The sequence below is a fragment of the Arthrobacter sp. Bi83 genome (genome assembly GCF_918698095.1).
GTDB lineage: Bacteria > Actinomycetota > Actinomycetes > Actinomycetales > Micrococcaceae > Arthrobacter.
The window spans coordinates 91,424-110,037 of the sequence record NZ_CAKKLY010000003.1 but is presented as its reverse complement, the minus strand read 5'-3'; the positions used below and the strand labels follow the sequence as shown (position 1 = coordinate 110,037).

Below are 18,614 nucleotides of genomic sequence, written 5' to 3'. Positions count from 1 at the left end.
GCGTAGGCTGGGCGCATGCCGGAAGCAGTCATTGTTTCAACCGCCAGAAGCCCGATCGGCCGCGCCTTCAAGGGGTCCTTGAAAGACGAGCGGCCGGACGACCTCGCCGCGGCCATGGTGGCCGCGGCGCTTGCGAAGCTGCCGTCATTCGACCCGTCCGGGGACAGCGGTCCCGGGCTCGACGACCTCTATCTGGGGTGTGCCGAACCCAGTGGAGAAGCCGGCTCGAACATGGCACGGGTGGTCACCATACTGGCGGGCCTGGACACCGTCCCTGCGGCGACCATCAACCGGTTCTGCGCCTCGAGCCTGCAGACCATCCGCATGGCTTACCACGCCATCAAGGCCGGCGAGGGGCAGGCGTTCGTGTCGGCCGGCGTCGAGGCCGTGTCCCGGTACCAGAGCTGGGCCGGGGCCGGAGAAACCGACGCCGGCAACCACAACCCCCGGTTCGGGCCGGCCCGCCAGCGCACCGCAGCACGGGCCGAGTCCAACACGCCCTGGACGGACCCGCGGCTGGGCGGGCGTATGCCGGACATCTACGTCGCCATGGGCCAGACGGCCGAGAACGTGGCCACGTCCTACGGCATCAGCCGCGAAGAGCAGGACGCGTGGGCAGTGCTGAGCCAGAACCGGGCCGAGGCCGCCATCGCTTCCGGGTTCTACGCCAGGGAAATCACACCCTATGAACGGCGCGACGGCACGGTGGTGGACCGGGACGACTCGCCGCGCGCCGGCGTCACCCTTGAAGCCGTCAGTGCCCTGCAGCCCGTGTTCCGCCGAGAGGGCACGGTCACTGCCGGCAACGCCTGCCCCCTCAACGACGGCGCTGCCGCGATGGTCATCATGAGCGATTCACGGGCCAGGGAACTGGGACTGGAGCCGCTGGCGCGCATCGTATCGACCGGCGTCAGCGCGCTGTCACCCGAGCTGATGGGAATGGGCCCGGTGGAATCCACCCGGCGGGCCCTGGCTTCTGGCGGCCTGGGCATCGGGGACATTGATCTCGTGGAGCTCAACGAGGCCTTCGCGGTCCAGGTGATCGCCAGCGCCCGCGAACTCGGGATCGATTCTGCGAAGCTCAACGTCCACGGGGGCGCCATTGCCCTCGGCCACCCCTTCGGCATGACCGGTGCCCGGATCACCACCACGCTGCTCAACGGCCTGCGCGCGACGGACGGAACCCTGGGCCTGGCCACGCTCTGCGTGGGCGGCGGGCAAGGCATGGCACTGGTGCTGGAGCGCCTTAGCTGACCGCGCCCCTCCACCTGTATGGAAGAACAGGCTTAATGACGGAAGAGGGCCCCGCCGGAGCGGGACCCTCTTCCTGATTAAGCACGACGGCGGCGGCCGCCTGGCGTTCTAGTCGTCGCCGCGGAGGATGGCCAGCAGGCGGATGATTTCCACGTAGAGCCAGACCAGCGTGACGGTAAGGCCGAAGGCCGCGGTCCAGGAGAAGCGCTCGGGAGCGCCGCTGCGCACGCCGGCCTCGATGCTGGTGAAGTCCATGATCAGCGAGAAGGCGGCCAGACCGATGGCCAGGATCCCGATGAAGACCCCCAGCGGAATGCCGAAGATCTCAACGCTGGTGCTGAGCCCGAACGGCGTCTTAACCGCACCGGTCCAGACCAGCACCATGTTGACGAGGGCAAACACGGCGTAGCCGATCATTGCGATCATGAAGAAACGCATGGCCTTCGGGGTGGCGCGGACCTTTCCGCTCTTGAAGAGCAGAAGGGTCACACCGAACACCGAGAGCGTGCCGATGACAGCCTGGAGCCCGACACCCGGGTAGAAGCCGTCAAGGATGCGGGTCAGGCCGCCGAGGAACAGGCCCTCAAGCCCGGCATACGCCAGGATCAGGGCGGGCGAGGGCTGCTTCTTGAATGAGTTGACGAGGCCCAGGACAAAGCCGCCCAGTGCACCAACGATCATCAGCATGCCTGCCAGCGAAAGGCCGACAAACAGGGTGACGGCAGCTCCGGCCATCACGACGCCGAGGCAGACAGCGGTCTTGACAATGACGTCGTCATAGGTCATCCGGCCGGTCTCGGCGGGGCCGGCGGCCGGCCGGTTGTACATCTGCTGCAGCTGGTCCTGCGTCATGTTCTGCTGCTGGGCCATCCAGCCGCCCTGGGCGTCGATGACCTGGCCCGGTGCACGACCGGGAGCCTGGCCGTAGTGGTTTTGGCCGAACGCCTGCGGTACAGGCGGCGCCTGGGTGGCTCCACGGAAGTTCTTTCCGTTGAAGATCGGGTTTCCGCCAAGTGCCATTGCGGGTGTCCTCCAGAGGGGTGCTAGTGGTTTCTTCTATTCAAGCTACCAATTCCCACGCGCCGGCGGCGGGTAAAGTTCCGCCCCGGCCACGGCCGACACGGAATCGTGACCTGCCCGGGCTGCACCCCGGCGTTTTCACCGCCGCAGAAGGGACTGTTTAGGAATACTCCGATACACCAAAAGTTTTCATTAGCGACACTGAATTGTGGATTGGACCCAGCTTCACAGTTGTTACCTGATCGCGATCTAGGCAGCATGTTTGCCCGCAAAGTTTGTACTGCCTGCGCTGTAACATGAGCGAAGAAGGGTGACAAACATCACAAGTATCCAGTAAACAGCTACACCAAAAATTGCACCACCCCTGTCACCTTCTCCGTTCGCAGCGGCTGCAATGAAGCAATCGCAACCCACGCCACCCCCATGTGGAGGTTTTGAATTTGAGACGCACACCGAGAGGCCTGCCGCGCAGACGGCCAGCCGGATTGCTGAAGGTCATGGGGGCAATTGCCGCCGCCACCGTGGCAATCCTGCTCGTCGCCGCACCAGCATCGCTGGCGGCCACGCCATCACCGACGCCATCCCCGTCGAACCAGCAGTTCCAGAACAACATCAGCGGCTTCCTCCGCGATGATGCACGCGCCCCCATCCAAGGTGTGAAGATCACGGCCAAAAACGGTGACTTCACTGGAACAGCAACCTCGAGTGCCAACGGGGCCTGGAACATAGGCGTACCGTCCCAGGGCACCTACGAGGTCCAGCTGGACGAGTCCACCCTGCCGCAGGGCATCAAGCTCGCGGCGGGCCAGGCCAACCCCCGCAGCATCACGTTCAGCCAGACGTCTAACGTCTCGGTGATCTTCGCCTTCGGCAAAGGCATCGTCGTCCAACAGCAGGACTTCGGCCAGAACCTGCTCAACCGGCTGGTCGCCGGCGTGAGCTTCGGGCTCCTGCTCGCCCTCGCATCCGTGGGGCTGTCCCTGATTTTCGGCACCACCGGGCTGACCAACTTCGCCCACGGTGAGATGGTGACGCTTGGCGCCGTTCTCGTATTCGTCTTTAATGCCATGAACCTGCCGTTCTGGCTCGCCATCCTCCTGGCCCTCCTGGGTGGAGGACTCTTCGGCTACGCCCAGGACGCCGGCCTCTGGCGGCCGCTGCGGCGCCGCGGCACCGGTCTGGTCCCCATGATGATCGTCAGCATCGGCCTGGCCCTCGCCATCCGATACGTCATCCAGTTCTACTTTGGCGGTGCCACCCAGCAGCTGCCCTTTGCCCAGAGCGCGGAAATCCAGATCGGGCCGGTCTCCATCTCACCCAACAACCTGTGGTCGCTGGTGATCAGCGCAATCGTGATCGGCCTGATCGGCATCGTCCTACTCAAGACCCGGCTGGGCAAGGCCACCCGGGCAGTGGCGGACAACCCCGCCTTGGCAGCCGCCTCAGGCATTGACGTGGACTCCGTCATCCGTCTCGTCTGGATTGTCGGCGGCGTGCTGGCCTCCCTCGGCGGCATCCTCTGGGCCTACTACCGTCCCGGCGTCACGTTCGACATGGGCTCGCAGATCCTGCTGCTCATCTTCGCGGGCGTGACGCTCGGTGGCCTCGGCACCGTCTTCGGCGCCCTGATCGGATCCGTCATCGTCGGCATCTTCGTCGAGTTGACCACCGTCTTCGGCCTCGCGGCCGACCTCAAATACGTGGGAGCGCTGTTCATCATGATTGTTGTCCTCTTGTTCCGGCCGCAGGGCATCCTGGGCCGTCGCGAGCGCGTGGGTTAGGAGACAGCCATGGACTTCGGATTCATCCTTGCAAGCGCCGCCGGAGAGCTTTTCAGCCCGACGACTGCCGCTTACGCCCTAGCCGCCCTGGGCCTTGCTGTCCACTTCGGCTACTCGGGCCTGCTGAACTTCGGCCAGGCCGGCTTCATGGCGGTGGGAGCCTACGGCTTCGCCATCTCCACCCTTAGCTTCGGCGCCCCCTTCTTCGTGGGATTGCTGATCGCTGTCATCTGCTCTGTGCTGTTCGCGCTGGTTCTGGGTATCCCCACCCTCCGCCTGCGGGCGGACTACCTGGCCATCGTCACCATTGCGGCGGCGGAGATTATCCGCTACGTCGTCACCACCAACCAGCTCACGTCGGTGACTGGCTCGGCCAACGGACTCGCAGCCTTCGAAGGCGGGTTCTACTCGATGAACCCGTTCCCCGAGGGCGACTACCTCGGCATGAACAACAGGGACTTCTTCATCCGGGTCATCGGTTGGGGCCTCGCGGTGATCTGCTGCGTTATTATCTGGCTTCTGATGCGGAGCCCTTGGGGGCGCGTATTGAAGGGCATCCGCGAGGATGAGAACGCGGTGCGCTCCCTGGGCAAGAACGTGTACGCCTACAAGATGCAGGCGCTGGTCATCGGTGGTGTGCTGGGCGCCTTGGCCGGCATGGTCTTCACGCTCCCCCGCGGCGCAGTCCAGCCTGCCAACTACGGCACGGAGCTGACGTTCTTCCTGTGGACCTGCCTCCTGCTTGGCGGCATGGCCACCGTTTTGGGGCCGGTCATCGGCGCCATGATCTTCTGGGTGGTCCTGTCGCTGACACAGGGCATTCTCTACGGCCTCATCGAATCGGGCGCGGTGACCTGGCTGACCACAGTCCAGGCCGGGCAGCTGCGCTACATCCTCGTGGGTGTAGCCCTGATGCTGCTGATGATCTTCAGGCCCCAGGGAGTCTTCGGCAACAAGAAGGAGCTGGCGTTCGCATGAGCAAGCACAGCGAAGAATCAATGGAAGCCGGCGTCGACTACATGACGGACGCCCGCGCGATCGCCGTCGGAGAGAACACCCCCGGCTGCAAGAAGCGGGACCCCATCGTCGTCGCCGAAAACGTGACCCGCACGTTTGGGGGCATCAACGCCGTCGACGTCGAATACCTGGAGATCCCTCGGCACAAGATCACGGCCCTGATCGGTCCGAACGGTGCGGGCAAGACCACCCTCTTCAATCTGCTCACCGGCTTCGACACCCCGAACTCCGGCAAGTGGCAGTTTGAAGGGCAGAGCATTGCCGGCGTCTCCTCCTACAAGGTGGCTCGCATGGGCATGGTCCGCACCTTCCAGCTGACCAAGGTCATGGGCAAGCTGACGGTCATGGAGAACATGCGCCTGGGCGGTTCTGACCAGCCCGGCGAACGGCTTTCCAAGGCCCTGTTCAAGGGCATGTGGGGCAGCCGGGAAAAGGAAATCACGGATCAGGCGAACGTCCTGCTGGAGAAATTCAAGCTGGACACGAAGAAGGACGACTACGCGGCCTCGCTGTCCGGCGGCCAGCGCAAGCTGCTCGAAATGGCACGCTCGCTCATGGTCCGGCCCAAGCTCGTCATGCTCGATGAGCCCATGGCGGGCGTCAACCCTGCGCTGACCCAGTCCCTGCTGGACCACATCAAGAACCTCAAGGCAGAGGGCATGACGGTCCTCTTCGTGGAACATGACATGAACATGGTGCGCCACATCGCTGACTGGGTAGTTGTCATGGCTGAAGGCAAGATCGTGGCCGAGGGTCCCCCGGGCGAGGTCATGAAGAACCCGGCGGTGATCGATGCCTACCTGGGTGCCCACCACGACGTCGACCTGGGCGATTCTGAAGGCATCAAGGCCCTGGAGCAGGAACTCGTCGCCGACGAGGAGTCGATCGTCGGCACGGAAAACGCCGGCATCATCGCCGTGGACGTTGTGGCGCCAGATATGCAGGAGACCATCCGCACAGACAAGGACAAAGCATGAGTGCCACGAGCGCGGCACCGGCCGCAAAGAGCGCAGCAGCGGACGACTCCGTCGTCAAGGTCACGAACCTCGTGGCCGGATATCTGCCCGGTGTGAACATCCTCAATGGCTGCAGCATCGAGGCCCGCAAAGGCGAGCTGATCGGCATCATCGGGCCGAACGGCGCCGGGAAGTCCACACTCCTCAAGGCCATGTTTGGCCTCGTGAAGGTGCACTCGGGCTCAGTGGTGGTCCGCGGCCAGGACCTGACCGGTCTCAAGGCGAACAAGCTCGTCACGCAGGGCGTCGGCTTCGTGCCGCAGAACAACAACGTGTTCGCCACCCTCACCATCGAGGAAAACATGCAGATGGGCATGTTCCAGCGCCCCAAGGACTTCGCCGAGAGGTTCGACTTTGTCACCGACCTTTTCCCTGAGCTTGGCAAGCGCAGGGCCCAGCGCGCCGGTTCGCTGTCCGGCGGGGAGCGCCAGATGGTGGCCATGGGCCGGGCCCTCATGATGGACCCCGCGGTGCTGCTGCTGGACGAGCCGTCGGCAGGCCTCTCCCCCGTGAAACAGGACGAAACGTTCCTTCGCGTGCATGAGATCAACCGCGCTGGCGTGTCCGTGATCATGGTGGAGCAGAACGCCCGCCGCTGCCTGCAGATCTGCGACCGCGGCTACGTCCTGGACCAGGGCAAGGACGCGTACACAGGAACAGGCCGGGAGCTGATGAAGGACCCGAAGGTCATCCAGCTGTACCTGGGAACGCTCGCCGACGAAGCCTAAGCTTCGCTGGACCGCCAGAAGGGCTGTCACCTCCGGTGGCGGCCCTTTCTGCGTGCCCGTGGTTCTTGTCTAGCCCCGGGCGTACCACTCGCTCAGCGAGGCGCACGACTGGAGGCGCACGACTGGAGGCGCACGACGGCGTCACGCGGCGCAGACTGTCGCGTCACCGGTCGTTGCGCAGCGCCAAGCCAATGGTCTGGCACGCAGAAGCCCCCGTCCTCGTGGGACGGGGGCTACTGGTCTGGCTAGGAAAGGGGCTACAGCTTGCCGAATTCTTCCTTCGCAGGCTGCGGCTTGTTGGTGTCGTCGTACTCGTAGATGCCGATGTAGGCTTCCGTGGGGTCACCGGCGTCAGAGAACGTGATCGGACCGGACTGGCCGTCGTAGTCGATGTCCTTGCCGTTCCGGAGCAGGGTGACACACGACGGGAAGGTGTTGCACTTCTCGCCGCCTTCAGAGACTGCCTTGAGCTGCTTGGCAATGTCCGTGCCCTTGGTGCTCTTTGCTGCCTCTGCCGCAAGCGCGGTCATGTTGGTTGCATCGTACGCCTCGCCTGCATAGTTGAACGTCCGCAGGGCGGGATCAATCGCGAGAAGCGACTTCTTGAAGTCCTCCTTAGCAAAGGTTCCCGGCTGCGTGCCGCGAGCGCCCTTAAGGGTTCCTGCTTTGAAGTCCTTGCTGTAATCGAAGAGGTTGCCGTCAACTAGGAACAGCTGTTCCGGCTTGATTCCCTTGCCGGTCAGCAGCGGAATGATGCTCTTGGCTTCGTCGAACGTGATCAGCGCAATGGCGTCGGGCTTGGCGGCGACCAGCGCATCGACCTGGCTGCTGAACTGCGAATCGCCGGTGTTGTAGAGCTGCTCAGCCACAACCTGGCCGCCGGCGGAGGTGAAGGCTTCCTTCACGTTTTTCTGCAGGCCGGTGCCGTAAGCGTCGTTGAGGACCATCATGCCCAGGGTCTGGGCTCCACAAGTGGCCATGTAGTTACCGAGAACCTTGCCCTGAAGGACGTCAGAGGGAGCCGTACGCCAGTACAGGCCCTTGTCGTCCCAGGTGGTGAAGTCCGGGGAAGTGTTGGCCGGAGAGAATTCCAGGACGCCGGCTCCGGTGATCTGGTTGATGACGGTCTTCGAGACGCCGGAGGAAGCCGCGCCGATGATGGCGCTGACACCCTGGCCCAGCAGGGCCGTAGTCGACTGCGTCGCAATGTCCGTCTTCGTGTCGCCCGAGTCGCGGTGGACAACCTGCACCGGCTTGCCCAGAACGCCGCCAGCGGCGTTGATCTCCTTGATGCCAAGGTTAACGCCGGCAATTTCGGGCGGGCCGAGGAACGCCAGCGACCCCGTTGTCGGCAGGAGCGATCCGATTTTCAGCGGAGTGGGGGTGGTCGTCGTCGAAGCGGGCACGGAGGCTTCTGCGGCTGCTGAGCTGGAGCCTCCGGCTGTCGCGCTGGCAGCAGGGCACGCGATGCCGCCGGCCCCGCCGGCCGCTGAGGTGGTCGCGGTTGGAGTGGAGCTGCCACCACAAGCCGTAGCCAGAAGGGCGACGCCGATGCTAAGCGCTGTGAGCTTAGCTACTCGGGGCGCCGTCTGGGGGAGTGAAATCATTTAATGTCTCCTCGATCGAAAGGTGCGAACGGCCTTTGATGCGATTGGTCAGGTGTTCCTGAGCTAACTTCAAGCTAGTGCAATTGGGCCCCGAACATAAGTGAGTAAGGTCACATCCTTATAACACTCGTTGCATATGGGACACCTGAAGGAATGACATTATCCGCGCCCGAATACGGGCCGTTCATACGGCACCTCACGAACCGGGAAACTTGTACCCCAGGTGGGACTCGAACCCACAACACGCGGATTTTAAGTCCGCTGCCTCTGCCAATTGGGCTACTGGGGCGCCCGGTCAATGGTATCGCCTTCCACGGCAGCGAAAGGTTCCGCGTACCGGAAGGTTCCGTGCACGCCTCCGGGCCAGACTGCGAGCGGAAGGAACTGGAAGTTGTCTCCCCACTTTTTATCGGGCGCCTCTATGCCCATGGACGCCGAAGGCACGAAGCCGAACCGCGGGTAATATTCGGTGCTGCCGAGCAAGGCAATGCCCCGCTCCCCCGCCGCGTTGGCCCGGATTACCGTTTCACGCATGAGCGCCGAGCCGATGCCGTGGCGTTGTAGCCTGGGCGCCACACCGATGGGCCCCAGCCCCAGCAGCTCAAGGCCGTCCACCCACGCCCGCGTGCTGATCACGTGTCCCACGATTTCGCCGTCCAGCTCGGCCACAACGCTGAGCTCCGGCAGGTACTCCCGCGCTTCGAAAAGCCGGCGCAGGATGTCCACCTCCACGGGCTCGCCCTCGACCGGCAGCCCTGTGACCGGAGACACCGAGAATGCCTCCGCCGCCAAAGCGAGGATGGCTTCGCGGTCTTCGGGTTTCTCGTTGCGCAGCCTCACCTCGCGCACGGGTTCAGGATCAGATGCGTTCGTCGCTGCAAGCTCGGCCAGCGCCTCGAGGGCGCGGGCAGAGTCTCCCACGGGGACCAGCAAGTGGTCATGGTGAAAGCCTGCCAGCACGTTGCAGCTGATTTTGGCGTCTGTCAGGGCCCGGCTCACGGCGGCAGTCAAGCCCACGGCCTCCAGATCCGAATGGACCTCCAGAGTGATCCAGGCGGCCACGAAGTCGTAATCGAGTCCCAAGGCGTCCGCCTCGGCGCGCGGCAGCACCACGGTCAGCCCTTCGGCTTCACGGACAGCAGCCTCGATGCCGGCTGCCAAGGGCCTTCCGTGCGGCCAGAGCACATACACGTACTCGCCTTCGCGGAGCACCGGATGCATGGCGGCCAGGAGCGTCTGGAGGTTCTTTTCACCCGTCATGCAGCCAGTCTAGACTTCACCGCAGCCGCTTCCCGGGACGCGGCTGCGTCGGAAGCCGCACTGAAGAAAACAGGACAACGACGAAAGCGGCCGCTCCCCCAAGGGGAACGGCCGCCGTCGTCAGCTGTAGCTCTTTACTTGGCTTCCGCCACAACAGGGTCCTTTGAACCACCCAGCGGGGCGTCGGCGGTCTTGCCGGCAACCGGGGCAGCCGGAGCGGCGGCCGGCTTCGGAGCCGGGGTGGCGGCCGCAACAAAGGCACCGCGGGGGTTGTCGAGGTCCATGAGCGGCGTGGTGTCGCGGCCCATGAAGAAGCTCAGGATCCAGCCAAAGATTACGCGGACCTTGCGCTCAACCGTGGGGATGGCCATGCCGTGGTAGCCGCGGTGTGCCAGCCAGGCGAGGCCGCCCTTGAGACCGATGCGGCCGAGGAGATTGATGTTGGCAACACCCTTCCACTCGCCGAAGCCGGCAACAGCGCCAAGGTTCTTGTGCTTGTAGTCCACCAGCGGCTTGTTCCAGCGGGAAGCCCACAGGTTCTTGGCGAGGCGCTTCGCCTGGCGAAGTGCGTGCTGGGCGTTCGGGACGCAGGTACCGTCCGGCAGTCCACTTCCGGTGAGGTCAGGCACGGCAGCGACGTCGCCGGCAGCCCAGGCATTGTCGACAATGCCCTCGTCGCCTGCGATGCGCAGGTCCGGGAGCGTGCGCACACGTCCGCGCGGCTCGAGCGGGAAGTCGGTGGACCGGACCATCGGGTTGGCCTGCACACCGGCGGTCCACACCAGGGTGTCCGACTCGAATTCCTGCGCCGGGGTCTTGTCCGGGAGGTTGATGAGCTTCAGGGAGCCTTCGGCGCTGTCAAGCGAGGTGTTGAGCAGCACCTCGATGCCGCGGCTGCGGAGGTGCTCCACGACCCATTCGGCCTGCTTGGCCGTGACCTCGGGCATGATGCGGCCCATGGCTTCGACGAGGACGAAGCGGACTTCCTCCTGCTTGACGCGAGGATTGTTCTTGACCGCCGCGCGGGCGAGGTCTTCCATCTCGGTAATGCACTCAATGCCGGCGAAGCCGCCGCCGACGACGACGAACGTCAGGGCGCGGGCACGCTCTGCGGGATCCGTCATGAGCGAGCCGGTCTCAATCCGCTCGAGGACCTTGTTGCGAAGTGCAACGGCTTCCTCAATGGTCTTGAGCCCGATGCCCTTGTCCCCCAGGCCCTTGATGGGGAAGGTGCGGGTAATCGCACCGGCCGCCAGGACAACGTCGAAGTACGGAATCTCGAAGTTGTCGCCGCCGTCTGCCGGAGCAACCACGGCAGTGCGGTTGGCATGGTCAATCGAGGTGACGCGGCCTTGGATAAGTTCGGTCTGCTTGAGGTGCTGGCGGTGGGAGACCACAGCGTGGCGCGCCTCGATGTTGCCGCCGGCGACCTCGGGCAGGAAGGGCTGGTAGGTCATGTAGGGCAGCGGATCCACGACGGTGACGATGCCGCCGGCGTTCGCGATCTTCTTCTGCAGTTTGAGTGCTACGTACAGGCCGACGTACCCGCCGCCGACGACGAGCACCCGGGGACGGTCCTGGAGCTGAGGGGTGGTTGCCATGCATCCAGAATACAGTAGTTTGTGAAAATCTTCACTAACTAGGCGGATCGCCGGAATCCACCCGGTTCAGCACACCCGTATCGGGCTCCTCGCCGCTTCCGCCGGACGCCCGGTAGGCGCGGCGCAGCTGAATGGCTGCGCCGGCGATGATGGCCAGGAAGAGGCCTCCGAAACCGATGACGACGGCGGCAGGAAGGGCGCTGTCCAGCTGCGACGGCGGCTGCGCCACCGGCACCGTGGCCTTGGGAAGGGTGGGCTGGGCCACGTGGGATTCGGCAGGCGGAACCGGGGACGGCGTTGCCAGGTTTCCGCGGCGGTGGACGCGGATCCAGTCCGAGATGGACCCCAGCGGATTGGTCTGCGTCTCTGCGACGTTGTCCTTCAGTGCCGCCTCGGCATTGAGCACCCCGAAACCGTACAGCGGGTCCTTGCCCGGCGCCCCCGCATCCTTGGCAGTGGTGACAATTCTGTTGATGACCTGCTCCGCGCTCATCTGCGGCCATTTGGAGCGGATCAGCGCGGCCACGCCTGAAACGATCGGGGTGGCGCCGGAGGTGCCGGCCCATTCCGCGTAGCTCCCGCCGGGGAGCCCTCCGGCAAGCTTCTCGGCGGGCGCTGCCACGCCGATGCTGATGCCCTGCGACGAGGAGTCCGTGCTGGCGTTGCCGTTACGGTCCAGTCCCGCCACGGTGAGAACGCCCGGGATGGTGGCGGGTGCCCCCACCTGGACGTTTCCACCGACCCGGTTGCCGGCCGCGGCCACAATGACCACGTCCTTCTGTTCCGCGTACAGGAAGGCGGCGTCCCAGCTCTGCGGCCATTCCGGCGATGTGCTGCCCAGCGAAATGTTGATTACCTTGGCCCCGTTGTCCACGGCCCAGCGGACAGCCTCAGGGATCTGGTCCTGATCGCTCTTCCCGCCAGGGTTGGCTGAACCCAGCCATGTGGATACGGAGAGGATCTCGGCTTCGGGTGCGACCCCCATGATCCCGTCCGGCAACGTCTTCGACGGTGACGGGCTGGGCGTCGACTTGGCGCCGGCCTTGGACTTCTTCGGCGGCGGCTGGTGTCCGCGGCCCGCCAGCATGGTGGCCACGAGGGTGCCGTGCTCGGGCTTTGCACCGATGCTTTTCTGCCCGTCGGATGTACCCGCTCCCGAGACGTCATGGCCGCCGGCGATGGCGCCCTTCAGGTCCGGGTGGTCGCCGTCCACGCCGCTGTCGATCACGGCCACTTTGACGTTGGCGCCCTTGGAGATCTCCCAGGCCTTGGTGATGCCTGCTTCCTTGAGCCAGTATTCCTTGTCGCGCCAGGTGTCTGCCTGCGCCGCGGGGGCTGTTGCGATCGCTGCCGCAGCGACGCCGCCGGCAAGCGCCGCAGACAGCAGAGCGGAGACCGTCCGGCGGAACCGGGCTGTTGCTCTGGTCATTCAAGATCCAATACTCGGTTGGCTGGTGCCTCGTTAGCTGACACTCAGTTAACTGACACTCAGGGCAATTCCGTCAAGAATATCGTGCTCGCTGGCGGTGGCTGTAATGACCGCTCCGCCCGTGAGCTCGCCCATCCTGGTGAGGATCTGCCGCCAGACCAGCGCTCCGGCGCCGATGACGTCAACCCGGCCGGGGTGCATGTACGGCAGTTCGGCCCGCTGCGCCTTGGTCATCCTCAGCAGGTCGCTTGCCGCAGCCTGGATGGTTTCGATGGACAGCTCGGCACCGTGGATGGCGGCCGGCAGGTACTCCGGCAGTTTCAGCGCATGCGCGGTGATGGTGGTGATGGAACCGGCAACCCCGACGACGGCGGTGCTGCGTTCCAGCGGAACGTCCAGGCCCGCTTCGGTGATCGCGGCATCTACGTCAGCCTCAGCCGCGGCGATCTGTTCGGCCGTGGGCGGATCGCTCTTGAGGTGGCGTTCGGTCAGCCTGACGCAGCCGATGTCCACGGATTTCGCGGCGATCACGCCGCCGGTGTCACCCAGCACGAATTCCGTGCTGCCGCCGCCCAGGTCCACCACCAGTACCCGGTCACTGCCGGAGAGCGGCAGCACGCTGCTGGCCCCGGCGAAGGACAGCGCGGCTTCCTCATCGCCGGAGATGACCTCCGGCTCCACGCCGAGGAGGCCGTGGATGCCATCCACGAACACCTGGCGGTTGCGGGCGTCGCGGCTCGCGGAGGTAGCCACGAAGCGGACCTTCTCAGCCCGGTATTCACGGATCATTGCGGCGTAATCCGCGGTGGCCGCGAACGTGCGCTCCAGCGCTTCGGGCGCGAGCTCGCCGGTGGCGTCAACGCCCTGCCCGAGCCTCACCACGCGCATCTCCCGCACGATGTCGGTGAGTTTGGTGGCGCCGTTGCCGCGGTCGACGTCGGCGATAAGCAGTCGGATGGAGTTGGTACCGCAGTCAATGGCTGCAACCCTGGTCATTCGCCGGCCTCCTGCTTGGACTTCCGGACGGGTGCGGGCCGCCCGACGATTTCCGGCAGGCCCTGCGGACCGTGGCGGCTGAGGTCCCTCGACGGCGCTTCACCGTCGGTGTCCCAGGCGCCGTCGCAGTAGCAGCGGTCGGCGGTCCACCACTCGGCGATGGCGTCGATGGCTTCGTCGCCGAGGGGATTCACGCCGCGGCCGGCGGCGAGCGACTGGCCGACGAGCACATGCAGGCATTTGACCCGGGTGGGCATGCCGCCGGCCGAGATGCCGTCAATTTCGGGCACGCCGCCAATGCCGGAGCGGGCCCCGATTTCGGCACGGGATGCGAGGTATGCCTCGTGGGCGCCGCGGTAGCTTGCCGCCAGCGCTTCATCCGCGGTGAGGCGGTCGTTCATTTCGTTCATGAGCCCGGCCGCCTCAAGGCGTGACACGGCTGACGTGATCACCGGATGCGTGAGGTAGAAGGTGGTGGGGAACGGCGTGCCGTTGCTGAGCCGGGGAGCCGTGGCCGCCACGAGCGGGTTGCCGCAGACGCAGCGCGCGGGGATCTCGACGACGTCACGGACCGGCCTGCCCAGTTGGCGGCTCAGCACCTCAAGATCGTGTGCCGATGGCTGGCGGGATTCCTCCGGCGCTGTTGCCGTGTTCTCGTCCACTGGCGCGGCCGTCCTTCCTGCCCGGATCTGGCTGTCTCAAAGGCGTGTGAGACAGTCCCGCGGCGGGCGCCGCTCTTAGTCTGTTGCCGAACGCCTGATGGACTCCCAGAGGGAATCCACCCACGGCAGGTTGGCGGGGTCTTGTGCTGCTGCTGCACCGGGCTGGCTGCCTGACGCGCCGGCCGGCAGGTCGCTGCCGAACACCCAGTAGCCGGTCTCTCCCGGCATAACCATGTTAATGCGGTCCCGGGCCTGCTGCTTGACATAGTTCGGGTCCTGCCAGCGCGAGACCTGGCGCTTGAGGTTGTCCTGGTTCGACTTGCTGGCGGCGATGTCCGCTTCCAGCGCCGCGATCTCCGCCCGTTTGTCGATGAAGATCTTTACGGTGGGCGCCAGCATGATGGTGATGGCAATCATAACGACGGCCAGTGCCAGCATGCGGCCGGAAAAGGCTTTGGCGGGAACGGGGTCGAGGGCTTCGTCGGCCGCCTGAACCGCTGAGGATCCGGATGTGCCGCGGTTTTTCCCGGCTGCTTCCTTGCCGGGGGCGGATCCCTTTGCGGGCGCGGGTCCGCCAGCAGGTGCCGTTCCCTTGGCTGGCTGCCCGTGGGTGCCGTTTGCTTTCGACGCAGCCGATTCCCTGGCGCCCGCTGCACCGCTTTCCCGTGTGCCCGTTTCCCTGACGGCGTCAGCAGGACGGTGGCCGCCGAAGTCCGCCTGGATGACGTCTCCCCCGGGGGATCCGGTCTCGGGGTGCCGGGATGCTGGGGTCACCCGGGGAACTTTGGGACGGCGGGTAGCCATGACACTCCTGTAAACGCGTGACGCTGGGCTGTAACGCTGGACGGTAACGCTGGACGGTGGCCGGCCTGACGAGCAGCGGCCGTAGCGGGCAACGGCCTCAAACAAAAACCGGTGGCTATGGTCTTTCCACCATAGCCACCGGTCAGTTGTTTATCCGGCTACTAGCCGTTGAAACGCGGGAAGGCGCTGCGTCCGGCGTAGCGTGCGGCGTCGTCGAGTTCCTCTTCGATGCGCAGCAGCTGGTTGTACTTGGCTACACGCTCCGAGCGGGCCGGGGCGCCGGTCTTGATCTGGCCGGCGTTGGTGGCGACGGAGATGTCGGCGATGGTGGTGTCCTCGGTCTCACCGGAACGGTGCGAGGTGATGGTGGTGTAACCGGCACGCTGGGCCAGTGACACGGCGTCCAGCGTCTCGGTCAGGGAACCGATCTGGTTGACCTTGACGAGCAGCGAATTCGCGGTCTTGGTGTCGATGCCGCGCTGCAGGATGGCCGGGTTGGTGACGAAGAGGTCATCGCCCACGAGCTGGACCTTGTCGCCGATGGCGTCGGTGAGGGTCTTCCAGCCTTCCCAGTCGTTCTCGTCGAGCGGGTCCTCAATGGAAACCAGCGGGTAGTCGGCTACCAGCTCGGCGTAGTAGGCGCTCATCTCGGTGGCGGAAAGTGCCTTGCCTTCGAACTGGTAGGCGCCGTCCGTGAAGAACTCGGAGGAGGCGACGTCCAAGGCCAGGGCGATGTCCTTGCCCGGGGTGTAGCCGGCGTTCTTGATGGCTTCCTGGATCAGGTCCAAAGCGGCACGGTTGGACGGCAGGTTCGGCGCGAAGCCGCCCTCATCGCCCAGACCGGTGGACAGGCCCTTGGCCTGCAGGACTGACTTGAGGTTGTGGTAGACCTCGACACCCCAGCGCAGGCCCTCGGAGAAGGTCTCGGCGCCGATCGGGACAATCATGAATTCCTGGATGTCCACGTCGGAGTCGGCGTGCGAGCCGCCGTTGAGGATGTTCATCAGCGGCACCGGAAGGACGTGGGCGTTGGGGCCGCCCAGGTACTTGTAGAGCGGCAGGTCCGCGGAGGCCGCTGCGGCGTTGGCAACAGCCAGGGACACGCCCAGGATGGAGTTGGCGCCAAGCTTGCCCTTGTTGGCAGTGCCGTCCAGGTCGATCATGGCCTGGTCGATGCTGCGCTGGTCGGTGGCGTCGAAGCCAATCAGGGCCGGGGCGATCTGGTCGATGACCGCGTCAACGGCCTTCTGGACACCCTTGCCGAGGTACCGGCCCTTGTCGCCGTCGCGGAGTTCAACGGCCTCGTGCTCGCCCGTGGAGGCGCCGGAGGGAACCGCTGCGCGGCCGATCTGGCCGTCGGAGAGCAGAACTTCTACTTCTACGGTCGGGTTGCCACGGGAATCGAGGATCTCGCGGGCGTGGATGGCATCGATAAGCGCCATGAATATGCTCCTTATGGTGAAGCGATTTACTGGGAAACTAGCGGAAAATCTCGACGTCCTCGTCAGGGACTAGCGTAGTCGAGAGTGGTGCACGTTACGGAAACCTATCCAGAACCCGGACGTCATGATCCCGGCGGAGCTGAGTTCTGGTACCGCCGGACTGCGCCCCGGAGGGCGCGTTCGGCATCAAACCCCTTGCCGCGGGCAGCACGGACCACCGCGAACAGAAGGTCACCGAGCTGGTTCTCGGAGTCACAGGTTTCGACAAGCTCAACCAGCGGATGGGCATGCCCAACTTGAGGTGTCAGACCCGCCCGGGCGGCCCGGTCGAGGGTTTTCTGGGCACGGGCCAAGGCCGGCAGCGCTTCGGGGATGCCCTCAAAGTGGGTGGCCCGTTCCGGCCGTTCGGCCTTTTTGACGGCGTCCCACTTGAGCACTATCTCCTCCACAGTTGCCGGAAAGGAGTCTTGCAGGGAGCCGTCCGGCCGGAAGACGTGCGGATTGCGCCGGATCATCTTGGCGGTGAGGCCGTGGGCGACGTCGCCGAAAGCGAAGGTGCCGCGCTCTTCGGCGAGCCGGGCGTGCAGCACCACTTGCAGCAGCACATCGCCCAGTTCGCCCTTCAGCTCGGCTTCGTCGGCGCCGGTCTCGATCGTCTCCGCCACCTCGTAGGCCTCCTCGAGGAGGTACTCCACGAGCGACTCATGCGTGAGGGCCCCCATCCACGGGCAGTGCTCGCGGAGTGCTGCAATTATTTCGAGCAGTCTGGAGACCTCCCCGGCGCTGCTTTCAGCCAAGGTCGCCGTAGGCGTCGTTAATGTACTCCACCAGGGCTTCCCTTTCCTCCAGCGGAAGGAAGGACGCCTCGGCGGCGTTGAGCGTCAGTTCAAGCAGGTCGTCGAGGTCATAGTCGAACGTCTCTACCAGAAGCTCGAACTCGTCGGTGAGGCTTACGCCGCTCATGAGGCGGTTGTCCGTGTTGATGGTCACGTTGAAGCCGAGCTGGTAGAGCATGTCCAGCGGGTGGCTTTCGATGCCCTCCCCAAAGCCTGCGATGGCTCCGGTCTGCAGGTTTGAGGACGGGCAGATCTCCAGGGGGATGCCGCGGTCCCGGACCCAGCTGGCGAGGTTTCCGAGCGTCACGAGGCCGATGTTGTCATCGTCTTCGTCGGCGTCGTCGCTGTCGAACTCGACCATGATGTCCTCGGCGATGCGGACGCCGTGGCCGAGGCGCAGTGCCCGTCCGTCCACCAGGGCGGACTGGATGCTGTCAAGGCCTGCGGCCTCGCCCGCGTGAACCGTGGCGGGGAAATTGTTTTCCGCAAGGTAAGTGAAGGCGTCGCGGAAGCGCGACGGCAGGAAGCCGTCTTCGGCACCTGCAATGTCGAAGCCGACGGCGCCGTTGTCGCGGTGGCGGACGGCCAGCTCCGCGATCTCCAGGCCGCGGTCGGCGTGCCGCATGGCCGTGATCAGCTGGCCCACCTGGATCTCGCGCCCGGACTCGGCCACGGCGTCCACACCAGCCTCAAGACCTTCCTGGACGGCCTCAACCACTTCGTCGAGCGTCAGGCCCTTCTGGAGGTGCTGCTCCGGAGCCCAGCGGACCTCTCCGTACACCACACCGTCGTCCCCGAGGTCTTCCACGAATTCCTTCGCCACCCGGAACAGCCCTTCCTTGGTCTGCATCACGGCAATAGTGTGGTCAAAGGTCTCGAGGTAGCGGACCAGAGAACCGGAATTGGCGGACTCACGGAACCATTCCCCGAGTGCGGTGGGGTCTGTTGAAGGGAGGGTGTGGCCAACGGCCTCCGCCAGGTCGATGATGGTGGCCGGTCGCAGACCCCCGTCCAGGTGGTCGTGAAGGGATACCTTTGGAAGGCTCTTCAGGTCGAAGTCAAGGGCAGGGGCGGCGTCAACGATTGGCTCAGTCACGTACCAACTCTAGGGTTGGACCGCGCGCAATGCCAACGGCAATGCGGAGGCCGCGTTTGGCGGGC

At 65.1% G+C, this 18,614-nt stretch carries 16 protein-coding genes and 1 tRNA gene; 5 read left to right on the top strand and 12 right to left on the bottom strand.

The features are described from left to right. Positions 1-15 precede the first annotated feature (15 nt). Positions 16-1,254, top strand: a complete 1,239-nt coding sequence (locus LQ144_RS03385) for an acetyl-CoA C-acetyltransferase (protein WP_230117147.1) — start codon at positions 16-18, stop codon at positions 1,252-1,254. 108 nt (positions 1,255-1,362) lie between these two features. Here the strand turns inward: LQ144_RS03385 and LQ144_RS03380 are convergent, their stop codons facing one another. After that, positions 1,363-2,274, bottom strand: a complete 912-nt coding sequence (locus LQ144_RS03380) for a Bax inhibitor-1/YccA family protein (RefSeq protein WP_230117146.1) — start codon at positions 2,272-2,274, stop codon at positions 1,363-1,365. A gap of 497 nt (positions 2,275-2,771) precedes the next feature. Here LQ144_RS03380 and LQ144_RS03375 point away from each other — a divergent pair, with 497 nt between their 5' ends. From LQ144_RS03375 to LQ144_RS03360, 4 genes are read left to right on the top strand one after another with little or no spacing between them, the layout of a single operon-like run. Beyond that, positions 2,772-4,055, top strand: a complete 1,284-nt coding sequence (locus LQ144_RS03375) for a branched-chain amino acid ABC transporter permease (protein WP_230117145.1) — start codon at positions 2,772-2,774, stop codon at positions 4,053-4,055. Positions 4,056-4,064: 9 nt separating this feature from the next. After that, the gene (locus tag LQ144_RS03370; RefSeq protein WP_230117144.1) at positions 4,065-5,033 is read left to right on the top strand and encodes a branched-chain amino acid ABC transporter permease; all 969 of its coding nucleotides are present in this window, start codon (positions 4,065-4,067) and stop codon (positions 5,031-5,033) included. Next, a complete protein-coding gene (locus LQ144_RS03365; protein WP_230117143.1) occupies positions 5,030-6,049 on the top strand; it encodes an ABC transporter ATP-binding protein in 1,020 nt (339 codons plus the stop codon). Before LQ144_RS03370 ends, LQ144_RS03365 begins: the two co-directional genes overlap by 4 nt. Continuing rightward, on the top strand, positions 6,046-6,816 hold the full coding sequence (locus LQ144_RS03360) for an ABC transporter ATP-binding protein (RefSeq protein ID WP_230117142.1): 771 nt from the start codon (positions 6,046-6,048) through the stop codon (positions 6,814-6,816). The genes LQ144_RS03365 and LQ144_RS03360 overlap by 4 nt, the downstream gene beginning before the upstream one ends. A gap of 257 nt (positions 6,817-7,073) precedes the next feature. Here the strand turns inward: LQ144_RS03360 and LQ144_RS03355 are convergent, their stop codons facing one another. The 11 genes from LQ144_RS03355 to LQ144_RS03305 form a co-directional block, all read right to left on the bottom strand. Then, positions 7,074-8,423 carry an ABC transporter substrate-binding protein gene (locus tag LQ144_RS03355; protein ID WP_230117141.1) on the bottom strand — a complete coding sequence of 450 codons (1,350 nt, stop codon included), beginning with the start codon at positions 8,421-8,423 and terminating at the stop codon, positions 7,074-7,076. Positions 8,424-8,638: 215 nt separating this feature from the next. Then, a tRNA-Leu gene (locus LQ144_RS03350) sits at positions 8,639-8,712 on the bottom strand. Further along, on the bottom strand, positions 8,703-9,683 hold the full coding sequence (locus LQ144_RS03345) for an ACT domain-containing protein (protein ID WP_230117140.1): 981 nt from the start codon (positions 9,681-9,683) through the stop codon (positions 8,703-8,705). Before LQ144_RS03345 ends, LQ144_RS03350 begins: the two co-directional genes overlap by 10 nt. 134 nt (positions 9,684-9,817) lie before the next feature. Further along, entirely contained in the window at positions 9,818-11,284 is a 1,467-nt protein-coding gene (locus tag LQ144_RS03340) for an FAD-dependent oxidoreductase (protein WP_230117139.1), read from the bottom strand. Between the two features lie 34 nt (positions 11,285-11,318). After that, the gene (locus LQ144_RS03335; protein ID WP_230117138.1) at positions 11,319-12,713 is read right to left on the bottom strand and encodes a S8 family serine peptidase; all 1,395 of its coding nucleotides are present in this window, start codon (positions 12,711-12,713) and stop codon (positions 11,319-11,321) included. A 48-nt stretch (positions 12,714-12,761) separates the two neighbouring features. After that, positions 12,762-13,709 carry a Ppx/GppA phosphatase family protein gene (locus LQ144_RS03330; protein ID WP_230117137.1) on the bottom strand — a complete coding sequence of 316 codons (948 nt, stop codon included), beginning with the start codon at positions 13,707-13,709 and terminating at the stop codon, positions 12,762-12,764. Then, on the bottom strand, positions 13,706-14,371 hold the full coding sequence (locus tag LQ144_RS03325) for a DUF501 domain-containing protein (RefSeq protein WP_230117136.1): 666 nt from the start codon (positions 14,369-14,371) through the stop codon (positions 13,706-13,708). The genes LQ144_RS03330 and LQ144_RS03325 overlap by 4 nt, the downstream gene beginning before the upstream one ends. A gap of 75 nt (positions 14,372-14,446) precedes the next feature. After that, positions 14,447-15,175 carry a septum formation initiator family protein gene (locus LQ144_RS03320; protein ID WP_230117135.1) on the bottom strand — a complete coding sequence of 243 codons (729 nt, stop codon included), beginning with the start codon at positions 15,173-15,175 and terminating at the stop codon, positions 14,447-14,449. Between the two features lie 161 nt (positions 15,176-15,336). Then, positions 15,337-16,617, bottom strand: a complete 1,281-nt coding sequence (gene eno, locus LQ144_RS03315) for a phosphopyruvate hydratase (RefSeq protein ID WP_230117134.1) — start codon at positions 16,615-16,617, stop codon at positions 15,337-15,339. 122 nt (positions 16,618-16,739) lie between these two features. Then, positions 16,740-17,339, bottom strand: a complete 600-nt coding sequence (locus LQ144_RS03310) for a MazG nucleotide pyrophosphohydrolase domain-containing protein (RefSeq protein ID WP_230117190.1) — start codon at positions 17,337-17,339, stop codon at positions 16,740-16,742. A 67-nt stretch (positions 17,340-17,406) separates the two neighbouring features. Beyond that, a complete protein-coding gene (locus LQ144_RS03305; protein ID WP_230117133.1) occupies positions 17,407-18,549 on the bottom strand; it encodes an adenosine deaminase in 1,143 nt (380 codons plus the stop codon). Positions 18,550-18,614: the final 65 nt, after the last annotated feature.

What these genes read in the sequence shown, in the direction of transcription:
- LQ144_RS03335 (WP_230117138.1), bottom strand. Translation starts at nt 12,713, where the DNA reads ATGACCAGAGCAACAGCCCGGTTCCGCCGGACGGTCTCCGCTCTGCTG.
- LQ144_RS03360 (WP_230117142.1), top strand. Translation starts at nt 6,046, where the DNA reads ATGAGTGCCACGAGCGCGGCACCGGCCGCAAAGAGCGCAGCAGCGGAC.
- LQ144_RS03340 (WP_230117139.1), bottom strand. Translation starts at nt 11,284, where the DNA reads ATGGCAACCACCCCTCAGCTCCAGGACCGTCCCCGGGTGCTCGTCGTC.
- LQ144_RS03355 (WP_230117141.1), bottom strand. Translation starts at nt 8,423, where the DNA reads ATGATTTCACTCCCCCAGACGGCGCCCCGAGTAGCTAAGCTCACAGCG.
- LQ144_RS03345 (WP_230117140.1), bottom strand. Translation starts at nt 9,683, where the DNA reads ATGACGGGTGAAAAGAACCTCCAGACGCTCCTGGCCGCCATGCATCCG.
- LQ144_RS03375 (WP_230117145.1), top strand. Translation starts at nt 2,772, where the DNA reads ATGGGGGCAATTGCCGCCGCCACCGTGGCAATCCTGCTCGTCGCCGCA.
- LQ144_RS03310 (WP_230117190.1), bottom strand. Translation starts at nt 17,339, where the DNA reads ATGGGGGCCCTCACGCATGAGTCGCTCGTGGAGTACCTCCTCGAGGAG.
- LQ144_RS03380 (WP_230117146.1), bottom strand. Translation starts at nt 2,274, where the DNA reads ATGGCACTTGGCGGAAACCCGATCTTCAACGGAAAGAACTTCCGTGGA.
- eno (WP_230117134.1), bottom strand. Translation starts at nt 16,617, where the DNA reads ATGGCGCTTATCGATGCCATCCACGCCCGCGAGATCCTCGATTCCCGT.
- LQ144_RS03320 (WP_230117135.1), bottom strand. Translation starts at nt 15,175, where the DNA reads ATGGCTACCCGCCGTCCCAAAGTTCCCCGGGTGACCCCAGCATCCCGG.
- LQ144_RS03370 (WP_230117144.1), top strand. Translation starts at nt 4,065, where the DNA reads ATGGACTTCGGATTCATCCTTGCAAGCGCCGCCGGAGAGCTTTTCAGC.
- LQ144_RS03330 (WP_230117137.1), bottom strand. Translation starts at nt 13,709, where the DNA reads ATGACCAGGGTTGCAGCCATTGACTGCGGTACCAACTCCATCCGACTG.
- LQ144_RS03385 (WP_230117147.1), top strand. Translation starts at nt 16, where the DNA reads ATGCCGGAAGCAGTCATTGTTTCAACCGCCAGAAGCCCGATCGGCCGC.
- LQ144_RS03365 (WP_230117143.1), top strand. Translation starts at nt 5,030, where the DNA reads ATGAGCAAGCACAGCGAAGAATCAATGGAAGCCGGCGTCGACTACATG.